Source organism: Streptococcus sp. 27098_8_22, from assembly GCF_041432415.1.
GTDB classification, from domain to species: Bacteria; Bacillota; Bacilli; order Lactobacillales; family Streptococcaceae; genus Streptococcus; species Streptococcus pseudopneumoniae_M.
In genome coordinates this window covers 145207-167898 of the sequence record NZ_JAPVZP010000002.1, presented here as the reverse complement: position 1 = coordinate 167898, position 22692 = coordinate 145207, and the positions used below count along the sequence as shown (strand labels likewise).

Sequence of the window (22692 nt, the reverse complement as noted above, 5' to 3'; positions counted from 1 at the left end):
CTTTTCTATTTTTTAGTAGAAAAGTCTATTAGCAAAAGTATATTTACTCGTTCTCTTTCAACTTAGCCAATTCTTGGGCAAGTAGTTTAAGGGCTACTTGTGGGTTGGCTTGGCCTTTGGTTGCTTTCATGAGGAATCCTGTGAAGGCTTTGTCAGCGTTACGTTTTCCTGACTTGAAGTCGGCAACAGCGGCTTCGTTATCCGCAAAGACTTGGTGGATGATTGGAATCAGAACATCTGGATCTGAGATTTGCACCATGCCTGCTTTTTCAACGTATTCACGAGCTCCACCGCCATTTTTAGCTAGATGGACAAAGACTTTCTTGGCAATCTTAGATGAGATAGTTCCGTCTTCGATGATGGCGATCATTTCAACCAAGTTTTCTGGAGTTAATTCGATTTGTTCCAGAGTCTTGCCTTCAGCATTCAAGAATTGAGCAACTTCACCTCGGAGCCAGTTAGATACTTGTTTGGCATCGCCACCGAGGGCAACAGCTTTCTCAAAGAAGTCAGAAGTAACTTTATTAGCTGTCAACTGACTAGCATCATAGTCTGATAATCCGAGTTGAGAGACATAGCGAGCACGGCGTTCTTTTGGAAACTCTGGCAATTCAGTACGCATTTCCTCAATCCACTCGTCTGAGATTTCAAAGAGTGGTAGGTCTGGTTCTGGGAAGTAGCGGTAGTCTGCAGCGCCTTCCTTGACACGCATGAGGATAGTAGCTTTATTAGCTTCGTCGTAACGACGTGTTTCTTGGCGGATTTGACCACCTGAACGAAGGATTTCAGCCTGACGTTGTACTTCGTATTCAAGACCCTTGCGAACGTTTGAGAAGGAGTTAAGGTTCTTCAACTCAGTCTTGGTACCAAATTTCTCTTGACCATAAGGACGAAGAGAGATGTTGGCATCCACACGCATAGACCCTTCCTCCATCTTAACGTCAGAAATGCCAGCGTATTGGATAACTTCCTTGAGGGCTGTTAGATAAGCGTAGGCTTCTTCTGGTGAGCGCATGTCGGCTTCAGATACAATCTCAATCAATGGCACCCCTTGACGATTAAGGTCGACATAAGAGAAACCATCTGTACCGTGGGTGTTCTTACCAGCGTCTTCCTCTAGGTGAGCACGCTCGATACCGATTTTCTTAGTTGTTCCGTCTTCTAGTTCCACTTCAATCCATCCATTGTAACCAATTGGCTCATCAAACTGAGAAATTTGATAGGCTTTAGGATTATCAGGATAGAAGTAGTTTTTGCGATCAAAGTGCATCTTCTTATGGATGTCCATGTTGAGTGCAAGAGCTGCCTTGATACCAGCGTCGACAACACCCTTATTGAGAACTGGCAGTACGCCAGGGAAAGACCAGTCAATCACATTTGTGTTGGCATTTTGGTCGTTTCCGAAGTGGGCAGAAGTAGGTGAGAAGATTTTTGAATTGGTGTTGAGCTCTACGTGGACTTCAAGCCCAATGACTGTTTCAAAGTTCATTAGTTATCACCTCCAAAAATCACGGGTTGTTGCTTGTGGTAGTCAGTTGTTGCTTCAAAAGCAGCAGCAGCTTGGTAGATAGTCTCTTCTGAGTATTTAGGACCAATCAATTGGAGCCCGACAGGTAGACCTTGGGCAAATCCTGCAGGAATTGAAATTCCTGGAAGTCCAGCCAAGTTGACTGGGATGGTCAAGAGGTCAGCCAAGTACATGGCAACTGGATCGTGGTTGAGTGAATCCAAATCAAAGGCCACGCTTGGAGCTGTTGGACCAAGGATGAGATCGTAATCTGCAAAGACTTTTTCAAAATCTTGGATGATGAGGGTACGAACTTGACCAGCCTTCTTGTAGTAGGCATCGTAATAACCTGATGAAAGGCTGAAAGTTCCAAGCATGATACGACGTTTCACTTCATCACCAAATCCTTGGCTGCGAGTATTAACGTAAATCTCGTCCAAGTTTTTAGCGTCTTCAGCACGGAAACCATAGCGGATACCGTCAAAACGTTGTAAGTTTGATGAAGCTTCTGATGAAGCGATGATGTAGTAGACTGCCACACCGTATTTAGAGTGAGGAAGGCTCACTTCTTCAACGATAGCACCAAGTTTTTCAAAGTGTTTAGCAGCGTTCAGAATGGTTTCCTTAACTTCTGGGTCAATCCCTTCTCCAAGGTATTCCTTAGGCAAAGCAATTTTCATGCCCTTGATGTCTTGACCGATTTTTGAAGTAAAGTCAGCAATGCGGACTGGAGCAGAAGTAGAGTCTTTTGCATCTTCGCTGGCAATAGCATTGAGCAAGAGGGCATTTTCCTTAACAGTTGGAGCAAAAGGACCAATTTGGTCTAATGAGCTACCGAAGGCAATGAGACCGAATCGAGAAACTGTTCCGTAAGTTGGTTTGAGACCAACAATCCCGTTAAAGGCAGCAGGTTGGCGGATAGAACCACCAGTATCAGAACCAAGTGATAAACGGACTTGTCCAGAAGCTACAGCTGCAGCTGAACCACTTGATGATCCACCAGGAACCTTGCTGTGGTCCCAAGCATTTTTAGTAGCACCGTAGTAAGAAGTCTCACCTGATCCACCCATGGCAAACTCGTCCATATTAGTCTTTCCAACGACAATCATGCCCTTAGATTTTGCATTGGCAACAGCTGTCGCATCAAAGATTGGCTCGTAGTTATAAAGCATTTTTGAGGCTGCAGTTGTTAGGATACCGTCTGTAGAGATATTATCCTTAACAGCTAGCGGAATTCCTGAAAGGACATTATCAGCGTCAATTCCAGTTTCGTCAATAGCTTTAGCTTGAGCAAGAGCTTGATCTTCAGCGATAGTGACAAAGGCATTGATAGCCTCTTCACGCGCCTTGATATCTTCAATGGTTGCTTGCGTTAGTTCGGTTGCAGAAATTTCCTTAGATACAAGGAGATTGTGCAACTCTTCAATCGTTTTATTGTTAAAAGTCATTAGGCGTCTCCTCCATCATCTAGGATAGCTGGCACCTTGATATAGTAGTTATCTTTTTCAGGTACATTTTTAAACAAGCGGTCACGGTCAGTTCCTTTTTCGGCTACGTCTGGGCGAAGAACGGTCTTGCGATCTGCCATGGTAGTCGTTGGTTCAACACCAGTAGTGTCGACTTCGCCGAGCAATTCGACCATATCAACAATCTTAGACAAGGTTGTCGCAAACTCAGCAGTTTCTTCTTCTGAGAATTTTAATTTTGAAAGATTGGCAACGTGAGTTACCTCTTCTTGCGTAATTTTCATCGGGTATCCTTTCGTGAAATGATGATTATTTATCTGTTCTATTTTACCATATTTTCCTATAAATAAGGTGAGCTAAGTTGAAAAGAAGTAGAAATTGAAAAAAGGTTTTTAATTCGATATAATGGTTGAAAATAGAAGCAAGAACAGCATTGGTTTTTAGTCGGCAAACAAGATGGAGACATTGACCGATTCGAACAAGTTAAGGAGGACATATGAAAATTTGGGATTTACTTTTTACCAGTAAAAAGACAGTTCCTCCTCATTTGGGGACGTGGTACTTCTTATTGCCTACTTCTTTAGTAATCATAGCTGTTTTATCGATTCGTTTCGCATCATCTAAAGGTTACAGAAACTTTTGGTATTGGGGACAATTGATTCAGTTGCTCATCGTCAACGCTTGGTATATTTCGGCACGCCTGCCCTTATCTGAGGCTCTCCCTTTTTACCATAGTCGCATGGCTATGTGGATGATTCTTTTTGCTCCTAACAAGACCTTTTTCAAACAATATTTTGCCCTGGTTGGAGTATTTGGTTCTATTATGGCTTTAGTTTATCCAGTCTTCTATCCTTTTCCTTTTCCTCATGTTTCCTCGGTCAACAATGTTTTTGGCCACTGGGCCCTCTTAGCAAATTGCTTGATTTATCTTGTCAGATACTATCAAGTTGAAAATAGGGATATTTGGAAGATTTGCCAGATGACCTTTGGTGTCAATGCTATTATCTTTCTAGCCAACCTCTTGACAGGAGGGAATTATGGCTTCATGAGCACGCCTCCTGTGATTGGGGATCATGGCGGTTTGGTTAATTATTTGATAGTAACTAGTTTGATGACAGGTATTCTCATCCTTATCAATCAACTCGTTAAATATAAACATAAGAATAGTTAATGTAGTACTGAATTCGTTACCTTAAGGAGATTTTATGCATCATTTTATTACAAGAACCCAAACGACGCCACCGCCTATTCCGATTTTTTGGTACGGTGTCATGATAGGTCTTCTTGCACTGTCTATCTATGGATCTCTTACTTACTACAAAAATCCCAAATTTGTTCGATTATTTAAGTGGATTCAAATAGCGCAACTGCTAGCTCTTTACACTTGGTATATTGGTTTTAGCATTCCGTTTTCGAACAGCCTGCCTCTTTACCATTGCCGTTTGGCCATGTTTGCAGTAGTTTTCTTGCCAGATAAATGGAAAACCAAGCAGTATTTTGCCCTTATGGGAGCCAGCGGAGCAGTATTTGCCTTGGGTTATCCCGTTTTTGATCCCTATGACTTTCCGCATATTACCAGTTTTTCTTTTCTCATTGGGCATTATGCTCTCTTGGTTAATTCCTTGGTCTATCTCATGAACCACTACGATAAGACCTTACTTAAAAAGTATCGCATTATCGCCTACACTTTTGTTCTCAACCTTTTCCTAGTTGGAGTTAATCAAGTCACAGGTGGGAATTACGGGCTTTTGAATACCACACCTTTTATCCCAGATGCTCCTATATGGATAAAGTATCTTCTGGTTTCAATCATTCTATCTGCAGCTCTAGTACTCTTTGATATCTTGTTTAAGAAACGTTGGCAAAAGAAAATTGCTCTAGAAACAATTGATTTGTGAAGAGATATTAAGAGTGATAAATATAAATAGTCAACCAAAGAATCTGAAGAGCAGGTCTACTATTTTGGCCTGCTTTTTCTTGTGTAAGCAATTGAAAAACTCTCTAAAATCCGATATAATGGAGTGTTGAAAGGAATTTTAGAGTCCGATGTAACAAAGAACGATTATAAATTGAAATTATTAAAAAAGTAGAAAGAAAGAGAACTTATGAACATTCAAGAAGAAATTAAGAAACGCCGTACCTTTGCCATCATCTCTCACCCGGACGCGGGTAAAACGACTATTACAGAGCAATTGCTATATTTTGGGGGAGAGATTCGTGAGGCAGGTACTGTAAAAGGAAAGAAAACAGGAAACTTTGCCAAGTCTGACTGGATGGATATCGAGAAACAACGTGGGATTTCGGTAACCTCATCTGTGATGCAATTTGACTACGATGGCAAACGCGTGAACATCCTAGATACTCCAGGGCACGAGGATTTCTCAGAAGATACCTATCGTACATTGATGGCGGTGGATGCAGCTGTCATGGTTGTAGACTCTGCCAAGGGTATCGAGGCCCAAACCAAGAAATTGTTTGAGGTTGTTAAACACCGTGGCATTCCAGTCTTTACCTTTATGAACAAGCTGGACCGTGACGGTCGTGAACCACTAGATCTCTTGCAAGAACTAGAAGAAGTCTTGGGCATAGCTAGCTACCCGATGAACTGGCCAATCGGGATGGGGAAAGCCTTTGAGGGGCTCTATGACCTCTATAACCAACGCTTGGAACTTTATAAAGGTGATGAACGTTTTGCAAGCCTAGAAGATGGCGATAAACTTTTTGCTAGCAACCCATTCTACGAACAAGTAAAAGATGATATTGAGCTTTTGAATGAAGCAGGAAATGAATTCTCAGAAGAAGCCATTCTTGCGGGTGAATTGACTCCGGTATTCTTTGGATCAGCCTTGACTAATTTTGGTGTGCAGACTTTCTTAGAAACCTTCCTCAAGTTTGCTCCAGAACCTCATGGACACAAGAAAACAGACGGAGAAATTGTTGATCCTTATGATAAGGACTTCTCAGGATTTGTCTTTAAAATCCAAGCCAACATGGACCCTCGTCACCGTGACCGGATCGCCTTTGTTCGAATCGTATCGGGTGAATTCGAGCGTGGTATGAGTGTTAATCTCCCTCGTACTGGTAAGGGAGCTAAGCTGTCAAATGTTACTCAGTTTATGGCAGAAAGTCGTGAGAATGTCACTAATGCCGTAGCTGGAGATATCATCGGGGTTTACGATACCGGTACTTATCAGGTCGGGGATACACTAACTGTTGGAAAAAATAAGTTTGAGTTTGAACCACTGCCAACCTTTACCCCTGAAATCTTCATGAAAGTTTCTGCTAAGAACGTTATGAAGCAAAAATCTTTCCACAAGGGAATCGAGCAATTGGTGCAAGAAGGAGCTATTCAGCTTTATACCAACTACCAAACAGGTGAATATATGTTGGGTGCCGTTGGTCAATTGCAGTTTGAAGTCTTTAAGCACCGGATGGAAAATGAGTACAATGCAGAAGTGGTTATGAGCCCAATGGGCAAAAAGACGGTTCGCTGGATCAAACCTGAAGATCTGGATGAGCGTATGTCTTCAAGTCGAAACATCTTGGCTAAAGACCGCTTTGACCAACCTGTCTTCCTCTTTGAAAACGACTTTGCCCTCCGTTGGTTTGCAGATAAGTATCCGGATGTAGAGTTAGAGGAAAAGATGTGATTCAGTAAGTCTACTTGATTGCAAAGCAATCTAAGTAGACTACGGCAAGTCCTATAAGACTTGCCTAACTGCCTCACTAACTTAGTTTTACAAATGGAATCGATTTGTAAAACTAAGTGTCGTAATCTAATAAACACTATCCACTAAGACGGTTTACCTAAACGCTTCACTAGGCAAAGCCCACGAACGGTATCGATTCGTGGGCTTTTCCGTCGTAACAGAATGGAAGCGGACTAGCTAACTGATTTACTAACTGCGTTTGGCAAATAAAATCGATTTGTAAAACTCCGTGTTGTAGTAAAAAAGTACTTGCTTTGGAACCTTAAATCTATTTAAAAAGGCCAAGAATAATATCTTCTTGGCTTTTCTTGTAGGCTGGTTTTAACAAAATTCCTAAACTCCGCCCTGGTGAGGGACGGAGTTTAGGAGGTCTTTTAGGTCGCTAATCGGTAAATAACTTCAGTATAGATATCCATTTTTAAACTCTATAAAATTTATGCAGAAAAATTTTTTTAAGATGGTAGAAAAAATGAATTTTTCCGAGATAAAGTGCTGCTTGAAACAAAAAAATCCCTTAGACCAGGACGATTGATCTAGCCTAAAGGAATGGATAGTTGGGTATTAGATACCGAAATTTTTCATAAAAATTGTGAAGAGCGCCAGTAAGATGAAGCTGATACTATTAAGTAGCATATGGACCGAGATAGACATTTCCAAACGTCTGGTACGATAAGCAGTCCAAGAGAGGACGGCTGACATCCAACCATAAATCAAGAAGGAAGGGAGATTAGAAGGCATATGTGCAAGGAGGAAGATTAGCCAACCAATGACATAGCCAAACTTTTCGTAGCCTTGGAAGAGTTTGGTAGGAATAATCCCACGACAGATGATTTCTTCACAAATAGGTGCGATTAAAACGATGAGGAAGAAACTGCTAATCAGAGAGCTTTCAGAAATAAGGTTGATAATTACTTGTTGATTAGCAGTTGTTGTTTGTTTCATGAGTTGTAACCAGATTCCACCTACAAGATTTCCAACATAAATAGCTAGGTAGCTAAAGACAATGCGAGGAAGATCGTTAACGGTGAAAAGTTTAGATTTTAAATCAAGCAACTTGCTCTTATGGGCTCCGTATAAAAAGATAGCAAGTACAAAAATCGAAATGAGGGACACAAGAATTGTTGACCAGATTGGATTAAACTGAATTTTAGTTAGTATAGCTAGAGTTAGCATAGGAGTCTGAGATAGAAAGATAGCTACTAACAAAATCCCAAACCAAGCGAGTCGCTTACGAAAATCTTTAAAAAAGTTCATTGATGTATCTCCTAAAAAATTTTATCTAATTATAACATAATTGTTGCAAGGATTCTATTTGTTACCATAAGAGGAAGGTACAAACGACAAATAGAATATCTCGAATCAAATGACTGTAGAATGACACCTCTTGTCTTAAGTTTTTTGGGAATAAAAAACTGAGAAATAAAGCGCCAAGGCCAATATAAAAAGCGATGGATAAAATGGTGATTGGATTACGTAGGAAGATTAAAATGGAAATGAAGATGATGGAAAATCTCACTTCCTTGCTACTGGAATTTTTTTGCAACCTTCTCCATTTTTTCAAGGGGAGAAAGGTAATAAGATCAACTCCAAAGAGAAAAAAGAAGGAGGGAAGGATGAGTTCTATAGCTTCCTTTTGAAGTAAGTTGACAGTAACGATAGTATCTGATAGAACCAGCCCAACCCCGCAGAGGTTGACCAGAATCATCATACTATAAAATAAAAAGATAAAGCGACTCCTATCAATCAGTCTATCTCTTTTCAGGTTGTGACCAGATAAATAATGCATAAAGGCACAAGACCCAGATAAGCCTAATAAAGCCAGTAGAAAATAAAAACAGGATTGTTTAAGGGCCAGAGAGGTTCCAGACCAAAAGATACAACTACAAAATGCCAGTTGGATTAAGGCAAAGAACAAGAGTAGTCGAATTGATTTTATGACTTTTTCCATAAAGTATCCCCTATATTTTTTTCTTATTATAGCTAAAAGATAGGAGAGAAAAATTCTTAAATTCCCAATTGTCGATTTTTAGAGCTGTCTTGTCTGTTGAAACTAAAAAATCCCCCTTCAAGGGTTCCTTGAAGAGGGGAGATAGGGTGTAAAGTTGATTGTTCTAACGTTTAGACCAAGTTCGCTTCATAAAGAGCAGTATGATTGGATAGATTTCAAGACGTCCTGCAATCATTGCAAAAGATAGTAGAAGTTTTGAAAATGGACTAAAAATTGAGAAACTTGCAGTTGTTCCTAAAATAGGACCGATATTGTTAAAACAACTGAAAACAGCACTCGTGACAACCATTAAATTATTGGTATCTAAACTGACGATGAAAATCAAACTGAGTAGAATCATGATATAAACCACAAAATACTTCAGGATCTTGTGCTGGGTATCCTTATCAATAACCGTTTGATTAACCTGAAGGGTTAACACACGGTGAGGTGATATGGTAGACAAGACTTGATTTTTAGCAATTTTAGACAGGATGACTCCACGGATGATCTTGAGACCACCAGCGGTAGAACCAGCAGAACCACCGATTGCCATCAGCATTAGCAAGATGTATTGAGAGAACAAAGGCCAGTTCGTGATATCTCCATATCCAAAACCGGTAGTGGTAATGATGTTAGATACTTGGAAGAAGGCCATCTCAAAACTTTGAGAAACTCCGCTATAGAGGTGAAGCGTGTTGAGTGTGATTAGACCAGTAGATATGGCTACAATCAAGAGATATGCTCGGAGTTCTTCATCAAAAAAGAATTCCTTGATACGACGGAGCATGAGGTAGTAGTAGAGATTGAAATTGACACCAAACATCAAAACCCCGACACTTGTCAGATAGGTGATGAGAGAACTGTGATAGTGGGCAATTCCGTCATTATAAACAGTAAAGCCACCAGTACCAGCAGTACCCATAGCGATAACAAAACTATCGTAGAGTGGCATCCCAGCAAAGTAATAAATAACCACAAAGAGGGCAAACATAGCCAGGTAGAGGATATAAAGGATTTGAGCTGTATTTTTTAGCTTAGATACAACCTTGCCAAATACTGGTCCTGGAACCTCAGCCTTCATAACTTCTAGGTGACTATTTTTAGCATTGTCCATAATAGCTAGGGCAAAAACCAGTACCCCCATCCCTCCGATGAGGTGGGTAAAACTCCTCCAAAATAGAAGAGAACGACTTAAGACAGAAACATCATTTAAAATGGTTGCTCCCGTTGTTGTGAAGCCAGAACTAATCTCAAAGAAGGCGTCTATCATATTGGGAATTTGCCCTGAAAAGACAAAGGGAAGGGCACCAAAGAATGACCAGAGGATCCAACAGAGGGCTACAATTAAGACCCCTTCTTTTGCATAGATTCGCTGTTTTTTAGGCTTGCTGATGATGCCGAGAAGACCTAGAACAACAAGGATTCCGATGGTAGAGAAAAGAGCTGTAAAAACTTGACTCGATTCTCGATAATAAAGAGCAATGCTAACTGGAACTAAAAGTAGACCAGCCTCGATCAAGAGTAGCTTTGCAAGAAGAAATCGTACCATACTTCTATTCATAGCTTACCTCTCTAACAGATCATAAATCTTGGTGATATTTGATAGTAGTGTGATGACAACTAACTTATCACCGACTTGAAGGCTGTCTTCACCTGTTGGGAAGATTGTTTTTCCGTTGCGAATAATAGCAGCAATTAAAATATCTTTTTTGAGTTTCAGTTGAGACAAAGGTTTACCAGTCATCTTGTTAGCTTCCTTAATAAGGAATTGGAGAGTCTCAATCTGTCCATTTGCTAGGTGGTGCATTGCTTGAAGGTCTGAATACTGGGCATTGGCACGACCATGGATAAAGTGCATAATCGTATCAACAGCGATTGTTTTTGGTGTGATGATACTAGAAAACTCAGGTGCATGGATAATCTCTAAGAGACTAGTTCGATTGACCTTAGTGATGTTTTTCTGAACACCAACACTATCCAAGAACATAGATGTAATAATATTTTCTTCGTCAACACCAGTAAGGGTTGCGACAGCATCGTAGTGTTGGGCACTTTCTTCTAGGAGAATATCTTTTGCAGTTCCATCTCCTTGTACAATATAGAGTTTTGGATATTTTTGACTGAAAAATGCTGCGCGATCTGGATTGAGCTCAATGACCTTGGTATCAATACGGCTATCTTTTAAAATACCAACGAGGTAGTAGGCGATTTTCCCAGCTCCGATAATGAGTAAACTTTTAACGACACGAGATTTGACATAGTTATGAAAAAGCATCATATCGACACGATGACCTGTTACAAAGATACGGTCTTTATCTTCTAACATAAGGTCGCCACTAGGAATCATCAGTTTATGATCGCGCTCAATGGCACAGACAATCACATTGCCAAACTTTTTCCGGAAGTCTGCGATAGACATCTGACAGATGTTGCTATCCTTACGAACAACAAATTCCATCAAACTAACCAAACCACCTGCAAAACGCTCAACAGAAAGAGCATTTGGGAAATCGATGATATTAGCGATAGCACGAGCTGCAAGGAGTTCTGGATTGACAATAAGAGAAAATCCGAGAATATTTTTTTCTTTAAAGTAAGGGTTGGAATACTCAGGATTGCGGACACGGACGATGGTTTCTTTAGCCCCCATCTTTTTAGCTAAGACAGCAGAGACCATATTGACCTCATCATACTGAGTCATAGCGATGAAAATATCGCAGTCTTGAACATTGGCAGCTTCTAGCATGGCAAAGTCAGCCCCATTACCAGCAATTCCAATAATATCAAAACGGCTTGTCATATAATTAAGAACCGTTTCGTTCTGTTCAATTAAGACAACATCATGATTGTCAGCGACAAGTGAACGACAAAGGGCAGAACCAACTTTCCCCCCTCCTACAAGAATAATCTTCATATTAAATAACCTACTTTTTCAATATGTATCTATCATACTCTTTTTTAGAATAAAATGCACTCGGCAACCGACTCTTTTCATTATTAGGGTAGAAAATTGTCCCTCTGATAATCTTACTTCTTAAAAATTTAAGATATAAATCAGCTATTTTCGTGTAATTCTAATGAATACATAAGCATTTTAAGCTAATGTAAATATGTTTGTAAAAAAATTGAAAAAATCAAGTCATTTCTATTGACAATCAAGCTGAAAGTGATATACTAAAACAGTAGTTTCGCTGATTTACTTCAAACCTGTTGTGAGGTAAGTTAACGATGCCTTAACCACGCTGTTTGCTGAGCTTGACTCCGGGCAGTGTGGCTATTTTTTTGCACTAGTGAGAGGAAACAAGGCATGGCAAATCACATTGTATTATTTGAACCCCAGATTCCACAAAATACGGGTAATATTGCTCGTACTTGCGCAGCAACGAATGCGCCCCTTCATATTATCAAACCGATGGGTTTTCCTATTGATGATCGTAAGATGAAGCGGGCAGGTCTAGATTATTGGGACAAGCTTGAGATTCATTTTTATGATAGCTTGGCTGATTTTATGGAAAAAATGGATGGTCAGCTCTACTTGATTTCCAAGTTTGCAGAAAAAGTCTATTCAGATGCAGATTTCACGACAGAAGGAGATCATTATTTTCTCTTTGGGCGTGAGGATAAGGGCTTGCCTGAGGAATTTATGCGTGAGCATCCAGAAAAGGCTCTCAGAATTCCGATGAATGATGAACATGTTCGTAGCCTGAATGTATCTAATACAGTATGTATGATTGTCTATGAGGCTCTCCGACAACAAAACTTTGTGGGCCTCGAACTGGTTCACACTTATGAAACAGATAAATTGAAATAAACACTTAGATAAAATGCTTGCGCTTGCAAGCTTTTTTTGTTATCATAAAGGGGTCTTCAGGGCTGGGTGAGATTCCCGACCGGCGGTGAATTTGGCTAGCTATTTTAGCTTTCTCTTCGTTGTCTTGTCTCGATATACTTTAAGTATTATCTTCGACTGCGACGCCTAGACAAATCTAAAATATCTTAGCCAAATAAGTCCGCGAGCGCAAGCTGATGTGGTGAGATTCCACAACCGACAGTATAGTCTGGATGGGAGAAGACGAAAGAATGGCTTTGTCTATTCTAATTGATTTTTTATAGGTAAATTGCAACCGCTTGCTTAAACAGAGTGAGGGGAAACTTTTGGAATATAAAAATAGAGGGTAGATAGAGGAATCCTTTCCAACTTCTTCTGATTTTATAGAAAATTGGAGGAACCTGTTATGACAAACACACGTCGACTTTCGACCATTGCAATTCTATCAGCGCTTTCATTTGTGTTGATGTACTTTGACTTTCCGCTTTTGCCAGCGGCATCCTTTTTGAGGATTGAGTTCAGTATTTTACCGGTCCTTGTGGGCTTGGTAGTCTTGGATTTACCAGCAGCTTTTGGAGTGCTTTTCCTTCGGTCCTTGTTGAAAATCCTTCTGAACAATCAAGGGGTTAGTACCTATATTGGTTTACCGATGAATATTGTTGCCTTGGTAGTCTTTGTGCTTGCTTTTGGTTTGGTTTGGAAAAAAGAGCGAACAACCATGCGTTTCGTCCTAGCTTCACTAGCTGGTACGCTTGGTTTGACTCTAGCTATGCTAGTTCTGAACTACGTCTATGCTGTTCCTTTGTACGCTAAGTTTGCTAATTTTGATATTGAGAAAATCTTAGGATTGAGCAACTACCTGATGACTATGGTCTTGCCTTTTAATCTGATTGAAGGTATGATCTTTGCCATCTCTTTCTGGTTGTTGTTTGTCCTTTTGAAACCAACTTTAAAATACTATGAAAGATAAACAAACATATTTGATGAAGGGCTCTTTTGCCCTTTTGCTTTTTGTAATTTTAGGTTATATTGTCAAGTTTTACCCTAATATGCTGATTGACTTTGATCAACCAATCCAGACTGCTATTCGAGGTGACTTACCTGCTTCCTTGACCTTCCTTTTCAGAACAATCACACATTTAATTGATATCCCAGTCATTATCACTTGGGTTCTCATTGTAGCTTTTATTTTTTACCGTAAGCAATGGAAACTGGAAAGTTATCTCATGCTGGGGAATTTGACTTTAGCTGGAATCTTAATCGTAACCTTTAAAAATATCTACCAACGACCTAGACCAGAAATAGTACAGCTAGTAGAGGAAAAAGGTTTTTCTTTTCCTAGTGGACATTCTCTAGCTGTGACGCTCATGGTAGGATCTTTGATTGTGATTTTGAGCCAACGGATTAAGAATACAACTTGGAGAAAAGTCGTGCAAATCGGACTTGGTATTTACTTAGTCAGTGTATTGGTATCAAGAATTTATCTGGGAGTTCACTACCCATCAGATGTGATTGCCAGCCTTTGTGTAGGCCTAGGAGTTTTGTTTATGGAGTTTCCTTTCTACGATAAACTGCGTTTTCAATGGCGCTTCAAAGGAAAGCAGAAGTAGGAATTGACCCTTCTTGAGGAGATAAAAATGGAAGTCAACATAAAAGATCTTCATCCGACTCAACTATACTTATCAGAAAAGAAGTTACAAGATATCCAGATGCTTTATCAGTCGAAAGAAAAGCCTAATATCAATCCAATCAGTGTTCTTGCGTTTGGAAATTGCTTCTTGATTACAGATGGCCATCACAGGGCTTATCAGGCTTTGTTGGTAGGCCAGGATACAATTTCTGCTGAGTTTGATAGAGATGGAGGTGATGAACTATATCATCTCTATGCGCAAGCTTGTGAGAAAAGAAAGATATACTCTGTTCTGGATTTAAAAAATCATATCTTACCTCAAGATGAGTATGAAGCAAAATGGTATAACTGGTGTGATGGTTTTAATCAAGCAGTGGAGCTAGTATTAGGAGTAGAAAATGATGACAAAAATCATTCAAATAGATGATTCCTTACGTTTAGTTCCCTATTTTTTAGCAGATCATCAGGATGCAGCTTTGGCCTGGTATCAAGATGTGGATTTGGTAGAACTTGTAGACGGCATTAGAATACCCTATAGTTCGGAAAAATTAAATGCTATGTATTCCTATTTAGAGAGTCACGGGGATTTGTTCTGGATTGAGTTTCGAGAAAAGGGAGAGTGGCTTCCAATTGGGGATGTAACCTTATCTCAGGAGAATCTTCCTATTGTGATTGGCAATCCGACTTATCAACATCAGGGACTTGGACGCAAGGTATTGAAGACTTTGATTGATCTAGCTCGGCAAAAGGGGTGGAAAAAATTGAACGTTCAAGAAATCTATACTTTCAATCGTATCTCTAGAAACTGTTTTGAGTCTCTTGGTTTTGTAGAAAGTGGCGCTACTGAAAATGGAGTGAGTTTTGTACTGACTTTGAGCGAATGAATTCTTTCCATCATGGTAGAAGATTTTGAAGATTGATTTCACCAAAAAAGTGTAACAGAAAGAAATGTCAAAAATAAAAATTTCTCTTGCATTTTTTTAAAAATAGTGTATAATAGATGGGTATGTGTAAAGCATACTTGTGGGAGGTAAAAATCTCTAAATTACCGCCAAAACCACAAAGGAGGATTTAAAAATGGCTAAAAAAGTCGAAAAACTTGTAAAATTGCAAATCCCTGCTGGTAAAGCTACACCAGCTCCACCGGTTGGACCTGCTCTTGGTCAAGCTGGTATCAACATCATGGGATTCACAAAAGAGTTCAACGCTCGTACTGCTGACCAAGCTGGTATGATCATTCCAGTTGTTATCTCAGTATACGAAGACAAATCATTTACTTTCGTTACAAAAACACCACCAGCTGCTGTTCTTTTGAAAAAAGCTGCAGGTGTTGAAAAAGGATCAGGTACACCTAACAAAACTAAGGTTGCTACAGTTACTCGTGCACAAGTACAAGAAATTGCAGAAACTAAGATGCCAGATTTGAACGCTGCAAACATTGAGTCTGCAATGCGTATGATCGAAGGTACTGCTCGTTCTATGGGATTCACTGTTGTTGACTAATCAATAACATCCCTATATAACCCGCAAGACTTCATCATTTCGAGAAGTGACGTGGGAGATGAAAATCGATTGAACCACTTACAAGGAGAATAGAAAATGGCTAAAAAAAGCAAACAACTTCGTGCTGCTCTTGAGAAGATCGACAGCACAAAAGCATACAGCGTAGAAGAAGCTGTAGCTCTTGCAAAAGAAACTAACTTTGCAAAATTTGATGCAACTGTAGAAGTTGCTTACAACTTGAACATTGACGTTAAAAAAGCTGACCAACAAATCCGTGGAGCAATGGTATTGCCAAACGGTACTGGTAAAACAGCTCGCGTTCTTGTATTTGCACGTGGTGCAAAAGCTGAAGAAGCAAAAGCTGCTGGTGCAGACTTCGTTGGTGAAGATGACCTTGTTGCTAAAATCAACGACGGTTGGTTGGACTTCGACGTAGTTATCGCTACACCTGACATGATGGCTCTTGTTGGACGTCTTGGACGTGTCCTTGGACCTCGTAACTTGATGCCAAACCCTAAAACTGGTACTGTAACAATGGATGTTGCTAAAGCAGTTGAAGAGTCTAAAGGTGGTAAAATCACTTACCGTGCAGACCGTACAGGTATCGTACAAGCGATCATCGGTAAAGTTTCATTTGAAGCTGACAAGTTGGTTGAAAACTTCAAAGCATTCAACGAAACAATCCAAAAAGCTAAACCAGCTACTGCTAAAGGAACTTACGTAACAAGCTTGACAATCACAACTACTCAAGGTGTTGGTATCAAGGTTGACGTTAACTCACTTTAATTAGTAATAATTTAACATGAAAGGTTGAAGGCAGATCTGTCTCAACCTTTTTTCTATTCAAAAAATATAAATACGTATAAACTTTCTAATTCATTTAATATTGTAAAGTATCTAGATAGAAAATTCAGAAAATTTGCTCTTTTCTCTTGAAAATTTTTGAAAAAATGGTATTATAGTAACAAGTTATTTTTAAGAGAAGAGAAAGGGGAACGATGGAGAAAATCATTTTAGACTCACCAAAGTCAGGTTCGGAACTCGTTTTGGAAACGCTCCGTGATCTAGGAATCGATACGATTTTTGGTTATCCTGGTGGAGCAGTACTTCCTTTATATGATGCTATTTATAATTTTAAGGGAATCCGCCATATTCTAGGTCGCCATGAGCAGGGCTGCCTTCACGAAGCTGAAGGTTATGCTAAGTCAACAGGAAAACTTGGTGTTGCAGTCGTCACAAGCGGACCAGGAGCTACAAATGCCATTACAGGGATCGCAGATGCTATGAGCGATAGTGTTCCCCTTTTGGTATTCACAGGACAAGTTGCAAGAGCGGGAATCGGTAAGGATGCTTTTCAAGAAGCTGATATCGTTGGTATCACCATGCCAATCACTAAGTACAATTATCAGGTTCGAGAAACTGCGGATATTCCGCGAATTATTACAGAAGCTGTGCATATTGCGACTACAGGTCGTCCAGGGCCAGTCGTCATTGACCTACCAAAAGATGTTTCTGCGCTTGAGACAGACTTCATTTACTCTCCAGAGATAGATTTACCAAGTTATCAGCCAACACTTGAGCCAAATGATATGCAAATCAAGAAAATCTTGAAGCAATTGTCTAAGGCTAAAAAACCAGTCTTGCTAGCTGGGGGTGGGATTAGTTACGCTGAGGCTGCAGCAGAGTTAAATGAATTTGCAGAGCGTTATCAAATTCCAGTTGTGACAAGTCTTTTGGGACAGGGAACAATTGCAACTAGCCATCCACTGTTTTTGGGAATGGGCGGAATGCATGGTTCCTTTGCAGCAAATATTGCCATGACTGAGGCTGATTTTATGATTTCTATTGGTTGCCGCTTTGATGACCGTTTGACTGGAAATCCTAAAACCTTTGCTAAGAATGCAAAAGTAGCGCATATTGATATCGATCCTGCAGAGATTGGTAAGATTATCGCAGTTGATATTCCAGTTGTCGGTGATGCGAAAAAGGCTTTGCAGCAGTTACTAGCTGAGCCAAACGTTCGTAACAATACTGAAAAGTGGATTGAAAAAGTTACCAAAGATAAGAATCGTGTTCGTTCTTATGATAAGAAAGAACGTGTGGTTCAACCTCAAGCAGTTATTGAACGCGTCGGTGAGTTGACCAATGGCGATGCCATTGTCGTAACAGACGTTGGACAACACCAAATGTGGACGGCTCAATACTATCCTTACCAAAACGAGCGTCAATTGGTTACATCAGGTGGTCTAGGAACCATGGGATTCGGAGTCCCAGCAGCTATTGGTGCTAAGATTGCTAATCCAGATAAAGAAGTTGTTCTCTTTGTCGGAGATGGCGGTTTCCAGATGACCAATCAGGAATTGGCAATCTTAAATATTTACAAGATTCCAATCAAGGTCATCATGCTTAATAACCATTCACTCGGGATGGTTCGCCAGTGGCAAGAAGCCTTCTATGATGGTCGAACTTCAGAGTCGGTCTTTGATAGCCTTCCAGATTTCCAATTGATGGCTCAAGCCTATGGAATTAAGAATTATAAGTTTGATAATCCTGAAACTCTTGAGAAGGATTTGGAAGTCATCATGGAAGATGAACCAATGTTTATTGAAGTAGACATTTCTCGGAAAGAACATGTTTTACCGATGGTACCAGCTGGTAAGAGTAATCATGAGATGTTGGGGGTGAAGTTTAATGCGTAGAATGTTAACAGCCAAACTTCAAAACCGTTCAGGTGTTCTCAATCGCTTCACAGGAGTCTTATCGAGACGCCAAGTCAATATCGAAAGCATTTCTGTTGGCGCAACGGAAAATCCTAACGTATCACGAATTACCATTATCATCGATGTTGCCTCACATGATGAGGTGGAGCAAATCATCAAACAACTCAACCGTCAGATTGATGTCATTCGTATTCGTGATATCACAGATAAACCGCACCTCGAGCGCGAAGTTATTTTGGTAAAGGTTGCAGCACCAGCTGAGAAGCGAGCAGAAATTTTAGCTATTATCCAGCCTTTCCGTGCAACTGTTGTTGATGTGGCTCCGAGCTCCATTACTGTTCAGATGACTGGGAATGCTGAAAAGAGTGAAGCTTTGATTCGGGTTATTCGACCATACGGTATCAAGAATATCGCTCGTACGGGTGCAACTGGATTTACCCGCGACTAAAAATCCAACTTAAATTTGTTAAACTAGCCTAACAGGCAATAAAAATAGAAAAGAGAGAAAAAACTATGGCAGTTCAAATGGAATACGAAAAAGATGTAAAAGTAGCAGCACTTGACGGTAAAAAAATCGCCGTTATTGGTTATGGTTCACAAGGACATGCGCACGCTCAAAACTTGCGTGATTCAGGTCGCGATGTGATCATCGGTGTACGTCCAGGTAAATCTTTTGATAAAGCAAAAGAAGATGGTTTTGACACTTACACAGTAGCAGAAGCAACTAAATTGGCTGATGTTATCATGATCTTGGCACCAGATGAAATCCAACAAGAATTGTACGAAGCAGAAATTGCTCCAAACTTGGAAGCTGGAAATGCTGTTGGATTTGCACATGGTTTCAACATTCACTTCGAATTCATCAAAGTTCCTGCAGATGTTGATGTCTTTATGTGTGCTCCCAAAGGACCAGGACACTTGGTACGTCGTACTTACGAAGAAGGATTTGGTGTTCCAGCACTTTACGCTGTCTACCAAGATGCAACAGGAAATGCTAAAAACATCGCTATGGACTGGTGTAAAGGTGTTGGTGCAGCGCGTGTAGGTCTTCTTGAAACAACATACAAAGAAGAAACTGAAGAAGATTTGTTTGGTGAACAAGCAGTTCTTTGTGGTGGTTTGACTGCTCTTATCGAAGCTGGTTTTGAAGTCTTGACTGAAGCTGGTTATGCTCCAGAATTGGCTTACTTTGAAGTTCTTCACGAAATGAAATTGATCGTTGACTTGATCTATGAAGGTGGATTCAAGAAAATGCGTCAATCAATTTCAAACACTGCTGAATACGGTGACTATGTTTCAGGTCCACGTGTAATTACTGAACAAGTCAAAGAAAACATGAAAGCAGTTCTTGCGGACATCCAAAATGGTAAATTCGCCAACGACTTTGTGAATGACTACAAAGCTGGACGTCCAAAATTGACTGCCTACCGTGAACAAGCAGCTAACCTTGAAATTGAAAAAGTTGGTGCAGAATTGCGTAAAGCAATGCCATTTGTCGGTAAAAACGACGATGATGCATTCAAGATCTACAACTAATTTTTAAGAATATAAACAGAAGGCGAGTTGGGGGGAACCTAACTCGCCTTTTATCTTGAAAACTCATCTAGGAGGAGATTATGCTAAGTGCAAAAGATGTGGTGAAAGCCCACAAGATTTTGAGTGGTGTAGTAGCCAATACACCACTTGACTACGATCATTATTTATCCGAAAAATACGGAGCGAAAATTTATCTTAAAAAGGAAAATGCTCAACGTGTCCGTTCTTTTAAAATTCGTGGGGCTTATTACGCTATTTCCCAATTGACAAAAGAGGAACGTGAACGTGGTGTAGTGTGTGCTTCAGCGGGAAATCACGCTCAAGGAGTTGCCTACACATGTAATGAGATGAAGATCCCTGCAACAATCTTTATGCCAATTACGACACCTCAACAGAAAATTGGTCAGGTCCGTTTCTTTGGAGGAGATTTTGTGACGATCAAATTAGTAGGGGATACTTTTGATGCTTCAGCAAAGGCTGCTCAAGACTTTACTGAAGCTGAAAATCGTACTTTTATTGATCCCTTTGATGATCCCTATGTTCAAGCTGGTCAGGGTACGGTAGCCTATGAAATTTTAGAAGAAGCTCGTAAAGAATCTATTGATTTTGATACTGTCTTGGTACCTGTTGGAGGTGGAGGCCTCATTTCAGGTGTTTCTACTTATATTAAAGAAACAAATCCTCAAATTGAGGTCATTGGAGTCGAGGCTGAAGGTGCTCGTTCTATGAAAGCTGCCTTTGAAGCTGGGGGACCGGTTAAACTTAAAGAAATTGATAAATTTGCGGATGGGATTGCAGTGCAAAAAGTAGGGCAGTTGACCTATGAAGCAACACGAAAAAATGTTGAAACTCTTATCGGTGTAGATGAAGGCTTGATTTCTGAGACCTTAATTGATCTTTATTCTAAACAAGGGATTGTAGCTGAGCCTGCGGGTGCTGCTAGTGTTGCAGCTCTAGAAGTATTATCTGATTATATTAAGGGCAAGACCATTTGTTGTATCATTTCTGGAGGGAATAATGACATCAACCGTATGCCAGAGATGGAAGAACGTGCCTTGATTTATGATGGTATCAAGCATTACTTTGTAGTGAATTTCCCACAACGTCCGGGAGCACTTCGAGAGTTTGTAAATGATATTTTAGGACCTCATGATGATATTACTCGTTTTGAATATATCAAACGAGCTAGCAAGGGAACTGGTCCAGTACTAATAGGGATCGCACTTGCTGATAAACATGATTATGCGGGATTGATTCACCGAATGGAGAAATTTGACCCATCTTATATTAACTTGAATGGGAATGAGACCCTATATAATATGCTTGTTTAATATGCTATAAAATTTTTATCATATTATTTGCCTAACCTATTTACGAGTGCTATAATGTAAGTGAAGAAAGGGGGAGATTCCCATGGTTTTAAAAGTTATACTTGTTCTAATTATTCTAATGCTTATTGTAGGAGCTATTTTAATGAGCTCAATCTATGTTGTTCGACAACAATCAGTAGCTATCATTGAACGATTTGGTAAGTATCAAAAGTTGAGCAATAGTGGTATTCACCTAAGAGCACCATTTGGGATTGATAAAATTGCAGCTCGTGTACAGCTGCGTCTCTTGCAAAGTGAAATCGTTGTGGAAACCAAGACTCAAGATAACGTATTTGTGACGATGAATGTTGCAACACAGTACCGAGTAAATGAACAAAATGTTACAGATGCTTACTATAAACTAATGAGACCTGAGGCTCAAATCAAATCTTATATTGAAGATGCATTGCGCTCATCAGTTCCTAAGTTAACTTTGGATGAATTGTTTGAGAAAAAGGATGAAATTGCATTAGAAGTTCAAAAACAAGTAGCGGAAGAAATGTCAACGTATGGGTACATTATCGTCAAAACGCTCATTACCAAAGTAGAGCCGGATGCGGAAGTCAAGCAATCGATGAATGAAATCAATGCTGCTCAACGTAAGAGAGTAGCAGCACAAGAATTGGCCGAAGCAGATAAAATTAAGATCGTAACAGCGGCCGAAGCAGAGGCAGAAAAGGATCGCCTACATGGTGTGGGGATCGCAGAGCAAAGAAAAGCAATTGTTGATGGACTTGCTGATTCTATTAAAGAGTTAAAAGGAGCCAATGTTGAATTAACTGAAGAGCAAATCATGTCAATCTTGTTAACTAACCAGTATTTAGATACATTGAATAATTTTGCAGAAAAACAAGGTAATAATACAATTTTCTTACCAGCAAATCCTAACGGAGTTGAAGATATACGAACCCATATATTATCGGCTTTAAAAGCCAAGTAAACCAAATCTTAACGTCTTATTTGATTGGATATATGTTTTGTTATTGACAAATGCCATAAAAACGTATACAATTAAATATCGTAAAGAATAAAATAGGAGAAAAACATGGCTAAGACTAACTTTGAAAAAGTAGAATCAGTTGTTAGCTGGGTTCGTGATAAGAAGATCACTGGTTATCGTATTTCTAAAGAAACGAATGCACGTGAAATGTCTATCATTGCTCTAGCTCAAGGACGTGCAAAAGTTAAAAATATTTCCTTTGAAACAGCCCTTGGATTAATTGATTTCTATGAAAAAAATCATGAAAAATTTGAAGATTAATCTTTGGATACTAGCAGACTCTAATTAGGGTCTGCTTTTATTTATGGAACGGCGAAATAGCCATACTATGACCTACTAAACAAATCTATCTGTTAGAATGAACTAGGTTGACAGGAGAGGAGTGATCTCACTCACTCATGAAAATCAAATATAAGATTAGGAATAGAGTT

Annotated in this window: 23 protein-coding genes and 1 riboswitch; of the genes, 16 read left to right on the top strand and 7 right to left on the bottom strand. The window is 39.8% G+C overall.

All coding sequences use genetic code 11. From position 1 onward, the window contains the following. Positions 1-43: 43 nt before the first annotated feature. Genes gatB through gatC form a run of 3 tightly spaced genes read right to left on the bottom strand, consistent with a single transcriptional unit; the run spans position 44 to position 3257 of the window. On the bottom strand, positions 44-1489 hold the full coding sequence (gatB, locus tag O3633_RS04405; protein ID WP_371620517.1) for an Asp-tRNA(Asn)/Glu-tRNA(Gln) amidotransferase subunit GatB: 1446 nt from the start codon (positions 1487-1489) through the stop codon (positions 44-46). Then, positions 1489-2955, bottom strand: a complete 1467-nt coding sequence (gene gatA, locus O3633_RS04400) for an Asp-tRNA(Asn)/Glu-tRNA(Gln) amidotransferase subunit GatA (RefSeq protein ID WP_004251924.1) — start codon at positions 2953-2955, stop codon at positions 1489-1491. Before gatA ends, gatB begins: the two co-directional genes overlap by 1 nt. After that, positions 2955-3257: an Asp-tRNA(Asn)/Glu-tRNA(Gln) amidotransferase subunit GatC gene (gatC, locus tag O3633_RS04395; RefSeq protein WP_371620516.1), complete on the bottom strand. Its 303-nt coding sequence runs from the start codon at positions 3255-3257 to the stop codon at positions 2955-2957. Before gatC ends, gatA begins: the two co-directional genes overlap by 1 nt. 212 nt (positions 3258-3469) lie before the next feature. On the opposite strand from gatC, the gene O3633_RS04390 reads away from it, so the two are divergent. The 3 genes from O3633_RS04390 (at position 3470) to O3633_RS04380 (ending at position 6623) form a co-directional block, all read left to right on the top strand. Continuing rightward, a complete protein-coding gene (locus tag O3633_RS04390; protein WP_371620515.1) occupies positions 3470-4144 on the top strand; it encodes a YwaF family protein in 675 nt (224 codons plus the stop codon). Between the two features lie 34 nt (positions 4145-4178). Further along, a complete protein-coding gene (locus O3633_RS04385; RefSeq protein WP_371620514.1) occupies positions 4179-4871 on the top strand; it encodes a YwaF family protein in 693 nt (230 codons plus the stop codon). A gap of 207 nt (positions 4872-5078) precedes the next feature. After that, a complete protein-coding gene (locus O3633_RS04380; protein WP_371620513.1) occupies positions 5079-6623 on the top strand; it encodes a peptide chain release factor 3 in 1545 nt (514 codons plus the stop codon). A gap of 621 nt (positions 6624-7244) precedes the next feature. Here the strand turns inward: O3633_RS04380 and O3633_RS04375 are convergent. The 4 genes from O3633_RS04375 to trkA form a co-directional block, all read right to left on the bottom strand. Beyond that, the gene (locus O3633_RS04375; RefSeq protein WP_371620512.1) at positions 7245-7937 is read right to left on the bottom strand and encodes a CPBP family intramembrane glutamic endopeptidase; all 693 of its coding nucleotides are present in this window, start codon (positions 7935-7937) and stop codon (positions 7245-7247) included. A 61-nt stretch (positions 7938-7998) separates the two neighbouring features. Then, positions 7999-8631, bottom strand: a complete 633-nt coding sequence (locus O3633_RS04370) for a hypothetical protein (protein WP_371620511.1) — start codon at positions 8629-8631, stop codon at positions 7999-8001. Positions 8632-8794: 163 nt separating this feature from the next. Further along, complete coding sequence (locus O3633_RS04365) at positions 8795-10234, bottom strand: TrkH family potassium uptake protein (RefSeq protein WP_371620510.1); 1440 nt, start codon at positions 10232-10234, stop codon at positions 8795-8797. A 3-nt stretch (positions 10235-10237) separates the two neighbouring features. Continuing rightward, entirely contained in the window at positions 10238-11587 is a 1350-nt protein-coding gene (gene trkA / locus O3633_RS04360) for a Trk system potassium transporter TrkA (RefSeq protein WP_049531054.1), read from the bottom strand. Positions 11588-11980: 393 nt separating this feature from the next. Here trkA and O3633_RS04355 point away from each other — a divergent pair, with 393 nt between their 5' ends. From O3633_RS04355 to O3633_RS04295, 13 genes are all read left to right on the top strand, one after another. After that, complete coding sequence (locus O3633_RS04355) at positions 11981-12484, top strand: tRNA (cytidine(34)-2'-O)-methyltransferase (protein ID WP_001273606.1); 504 nt, start codon at positions 11981-11983, stop codon at positions 12482-12484. A 48-nt stretch (positions 12485-12532) separates the two neighbouring features. Further along, positions 12533-12751, top strand: a riboswitch (FMN riboswitch). A 157-nt stretch (positions 12752-12908) separates the two neighbouring features. Then, on the top strand, positions 12909-13472 hold the full coding sequence (locus tag O3633_RS04350) for an ECF transporter S component (RefSeq protein WP_371620509.1): 564 nt from the start codon (positions 12909-12911) through the stop codon (positions 13470-13472). Next, positions 13462-14112 (top strand): phosphatase PAP2 family protein, encoded by a 651-nt coding sequence (locus O3633_RS04345; protein WP_000653446.1) that lies wholly within the window; start codon positions 13462-13464, stop codon positions 14110-14112. Before O3633_RS04350 ends, O3633_RS04345 begins: the two co-directional genes overlap by 11 nt. Before the next feature lie 27 nt (positions 14113-14139). Further along, entirely contained in the window at positions 14140-14559 is a 420-nt protein-coding gene (locus O3633_RS04340; RefSeq protein ID WP_371620508.1) for a chromosome partitioning protein ParB, read from the top strand. After that, positions 14534-15016: a GNAT family N-acetyltransferase gene (locus O3633_RS04335; protein WP_049531122.1), complete on the top strand. Its 483-nt coding sequence runs from the start codon at positions 14534-14536 to the stop codon at positions 15014-15016. Before O3633_RS04340 ends, O3633_RS04335 begins: the two co-directional genes overlap by 26 nt. A 193-nt stretch (positions 15017-15209) precedes the next feature. Beyond that, on the top strand, positions 15210-15635 hold the full coding sequence (rplK, locus tag O3633_RS04330; RefSeq protein ID WP_001085808.1) for a 50S ribosomal protein L11: 426 nt from the start codon (positions 15210-15212) through the stop codon (positions 15633-15635). Between the two features lie 96 nt (positions 15636-15731). Further along, positions 15732-16421, top strand: coding sequence for a 50S ribosomal protein L1 (rplA, locus tag O3633_RS04325; protein WP_371620507.1), 690 nt, complete (start codon positions 15732-15734; stop codon positions 16419-16421). 212 nt (positions 16422-16633) lie between these two features. Then, complete coding sequence (locus tag O3633_RS04320; RefSeq protein ID WP_371620506.1) at positions 16634-18334, top strand: acetolactate synthase large subunit; 1701 nt, start codon at positions 16634-16636, stop codon at positions 18332-18334. Then, positions 18327-18803: an acetolactate synthase small subunit gene (ilvN, locus tag O3633_RS04315; protein ID WP_371620505.1), complete on the top strand. Its 477-nt coding sequence runs from the start codon at positions 18327-18329 to the stop codon at positions 18801-18803. Before O3633_RS04320 ends, ilvN begins: the two co-directional genes overlap by 8 nt. A gap of 65 nt (positions 18804-18868) precedes the next feature. Further along, positions 18869-19891: a ketol-acid reductoisomerase gene (gene ilvC / locus O3633_RS04310; RefSeq protein ID WP_000290683.1), complete on the top strand. Its 1023-nt coding sequence runs from the start codon at positions 18869-18871 to the stop codon at positions 19889-19891. Positions 19892-19971: 80 nt separating this feature from the next. After that, positions 19972-21222 (top strand): threonine ammonia-lyase IlvA, encoded by a 1251-nt coding sequence (ilvA, locus tag O3633_RS04305; protein ID WP_371620504.1) that lies wholly within the window; start codon positions 19972-19974, stop codon positions 21220-21222. An 82-nt stretch (positions 21223-21304) separates the two neighbouring features. Further along, positions 21305-22201, top strand: a complete 897-nt coding sequence (locus O3633_RS04300) for an SPFH domain-containing protein (protein ID WP_000243418.1) — start codon at positions 21305-21307, stop codon at positions 22199-22201. Between the two features lie 105 nt (positions 22202-22306). Beyond that, entirely contained in the window at positions 22307-22522 is a 216-nt protein-coding gene (locus tag O3633_RS04295) for a capsule biosynthesis transcriptional regulator (protein WP_001140700.1), read from the top strand. Positions 22523-22692: the final 170 nt, after the last annotated feature.

What these genes read in the sequence shown, in the direction of transcription:
- gatB (WP_371620517.1), bottom strand. Translation starts at nt 1,489, where the DNA reads ATGAACTTTGAAACAGTCATTGGGCTTGAAGTCCACGTAGAGCTCAAC.
- gatA (WP_004251924.1), bottom strand. Translation starts at nt 2,955, where the DNA reads ATGACTTTTAACAATAAAACGATTGAAGAGTTGCACAATCTCCTTGTA.
- gatC (WP_371620516.1), bottom strand. Translation starts at nt 3,257, where the DNA reads ATGAAAATTACGCAAGAAGAGGTAACTCACGTTGCCAATCTTTCAAAA.
- O3633_RS04390 (WP_371620515.1), top strand. Translation starts at nt 3,470, where the DNA reads ATGAAAATTTGGGATTTACTTTTTACCAGTAAAAAGACAGTTCCTCCT.
- O3633_RS04385 (WP_371620514.1), top strand. Translation starts at nt 4,179, where the DNA reads ATGCATCATTTTATTACAAGAACCCAAACGACGCCACCGCCTATTCCG.
- O3633_RS04380 (WP_371620513.1), top strand. Translation starts at nt 5,079, where the DNA reads ATGAACATTCAAGAAGAAATTAAGAAACGCCGTACCTTTGCCATCATC.
- O3633_RS04375 (WP_371620512.1), bottom strand. Translation starts at nt 7,937, where the DNA reads ATGAACTTTTTTAAAGATTTTCGTAAGCGACTCGCTTGGTTTGGGATT.
- O3633_RS04370 (WP_371620511.1), bottom strand. Translation starts at nt 8,631, where the DNA reads ATGGAAAAAGTCATAAAATCAATTCGACTACTCTTGTTCTTTGCCTTA.
- O3633_RS04365 (WP_371620510.1), bottom strand. Translation starts at nt 10,234, where the DNA reads ATGAATAGAAGTATGGTACGATTTCTTCTTGCAAAGCTACTCTTGATC.
- trkA (WP_049531054.1), bottom strand. Translation starts at nt 11,587, where the DNA reads ATGAAGATTATTCTTGTAGGAGGGGGGAAAGTTGGTTCTGCCCTTTGT.
- O3633_RS04355 (WP_001273606.1), top strand. Translation starts at nt 11,981, where the DNA reads ATGGCAAATCACATTGTATTATTTGAACCCCAGATTCCACAAAATACG.
- O3633_RS04350 (WP_371620509.1), top strand. Translation starts at nt 12,909, where the DNA reads ATGACAAACACACGTCGACTTTCGACCATTGCAATTCTATCAGCGCTT.
- O3633_RS04345 (WP_000653446.1), top strand. Translation starts at nt 13,462, where the DNA reads ATGAAAGATAAACAAACATATTTGATGAAGGGCTCTTTTGCCCTTTTG.
- O3633_RS04340 (WP_371620508.1), top strand. Translation starts at nt 14,140, where the DNA reads ATGGAAGTCAACATAAAAGATCTTCATCCGACTCAACTATACTTATCA.
- O3633_RS04335 (WP_049531122.1), top strand. Translation starts at nt 14,534, where the DNA reads ATGACAAAAATCATTCAAATAGATGATTCCTTACGTTTAGTTCCCTAT.
- rplK (WP_001085808.1), top strand. Translation starts at nt 15,210, where the DNA reads ATGGCTAAAAAAGTCGAAAAACTTGTAAAATTGCAAATCCCTGCTGGT.
- rplA (WP_371620507.1), top strand. Translation starts at nt 15,732, where the DNA reads ATGGCTAAAAAAAGCAAACAACTTCGTGCTGCTCTTGAGAAGATCGAC.
- O3633_RS04320 (WP_371620506.1), top strand. Translation starts at nt 16,634, where the DNA reads ATGGAGAAAATCATTTTAGACTCACCAAAGTCAGGTTCGGAACTCGTT.
- ilvN (WP_371620505.1), top strand. Translation starts at nt 18,327, where the DNA reads ATGCGTAGAATGTTAACAGCCAAACTTCAAAACCGTTCAGGTGTTCTC.
- ilvC (WP_000290683.1), top strand. Translation starts at nt 18,869, where the DNA reads ATGGCAGTTCAAATGGAATACGAAAAAGATGTAAAAGTAGCAGCACTT.
- ilvA (WP_371620504.1), top strand. Translation starts at nt 19,972, where the DNA reads ATGCTAAGTGCAAAAGATGTGGTGAAAGCCCACAAGATTTTGAGTGGT.
- O3633_RS04300 (WP_000243418.1), top strand. Translation starts at nt 21,305, where the DNA reads ATGGTTTTAAAAGTTATACTTGTTCTAATTATTCTAATGCTTATTGTA.
- O3633_RS04295 (WP_001140700.1), top strand. Translation starts at nt 22,307, where the DNA reads ATGGCTAAGACTAACTTTGAAAAAGTAGAATCAGTTGTTAGCTGGGTT.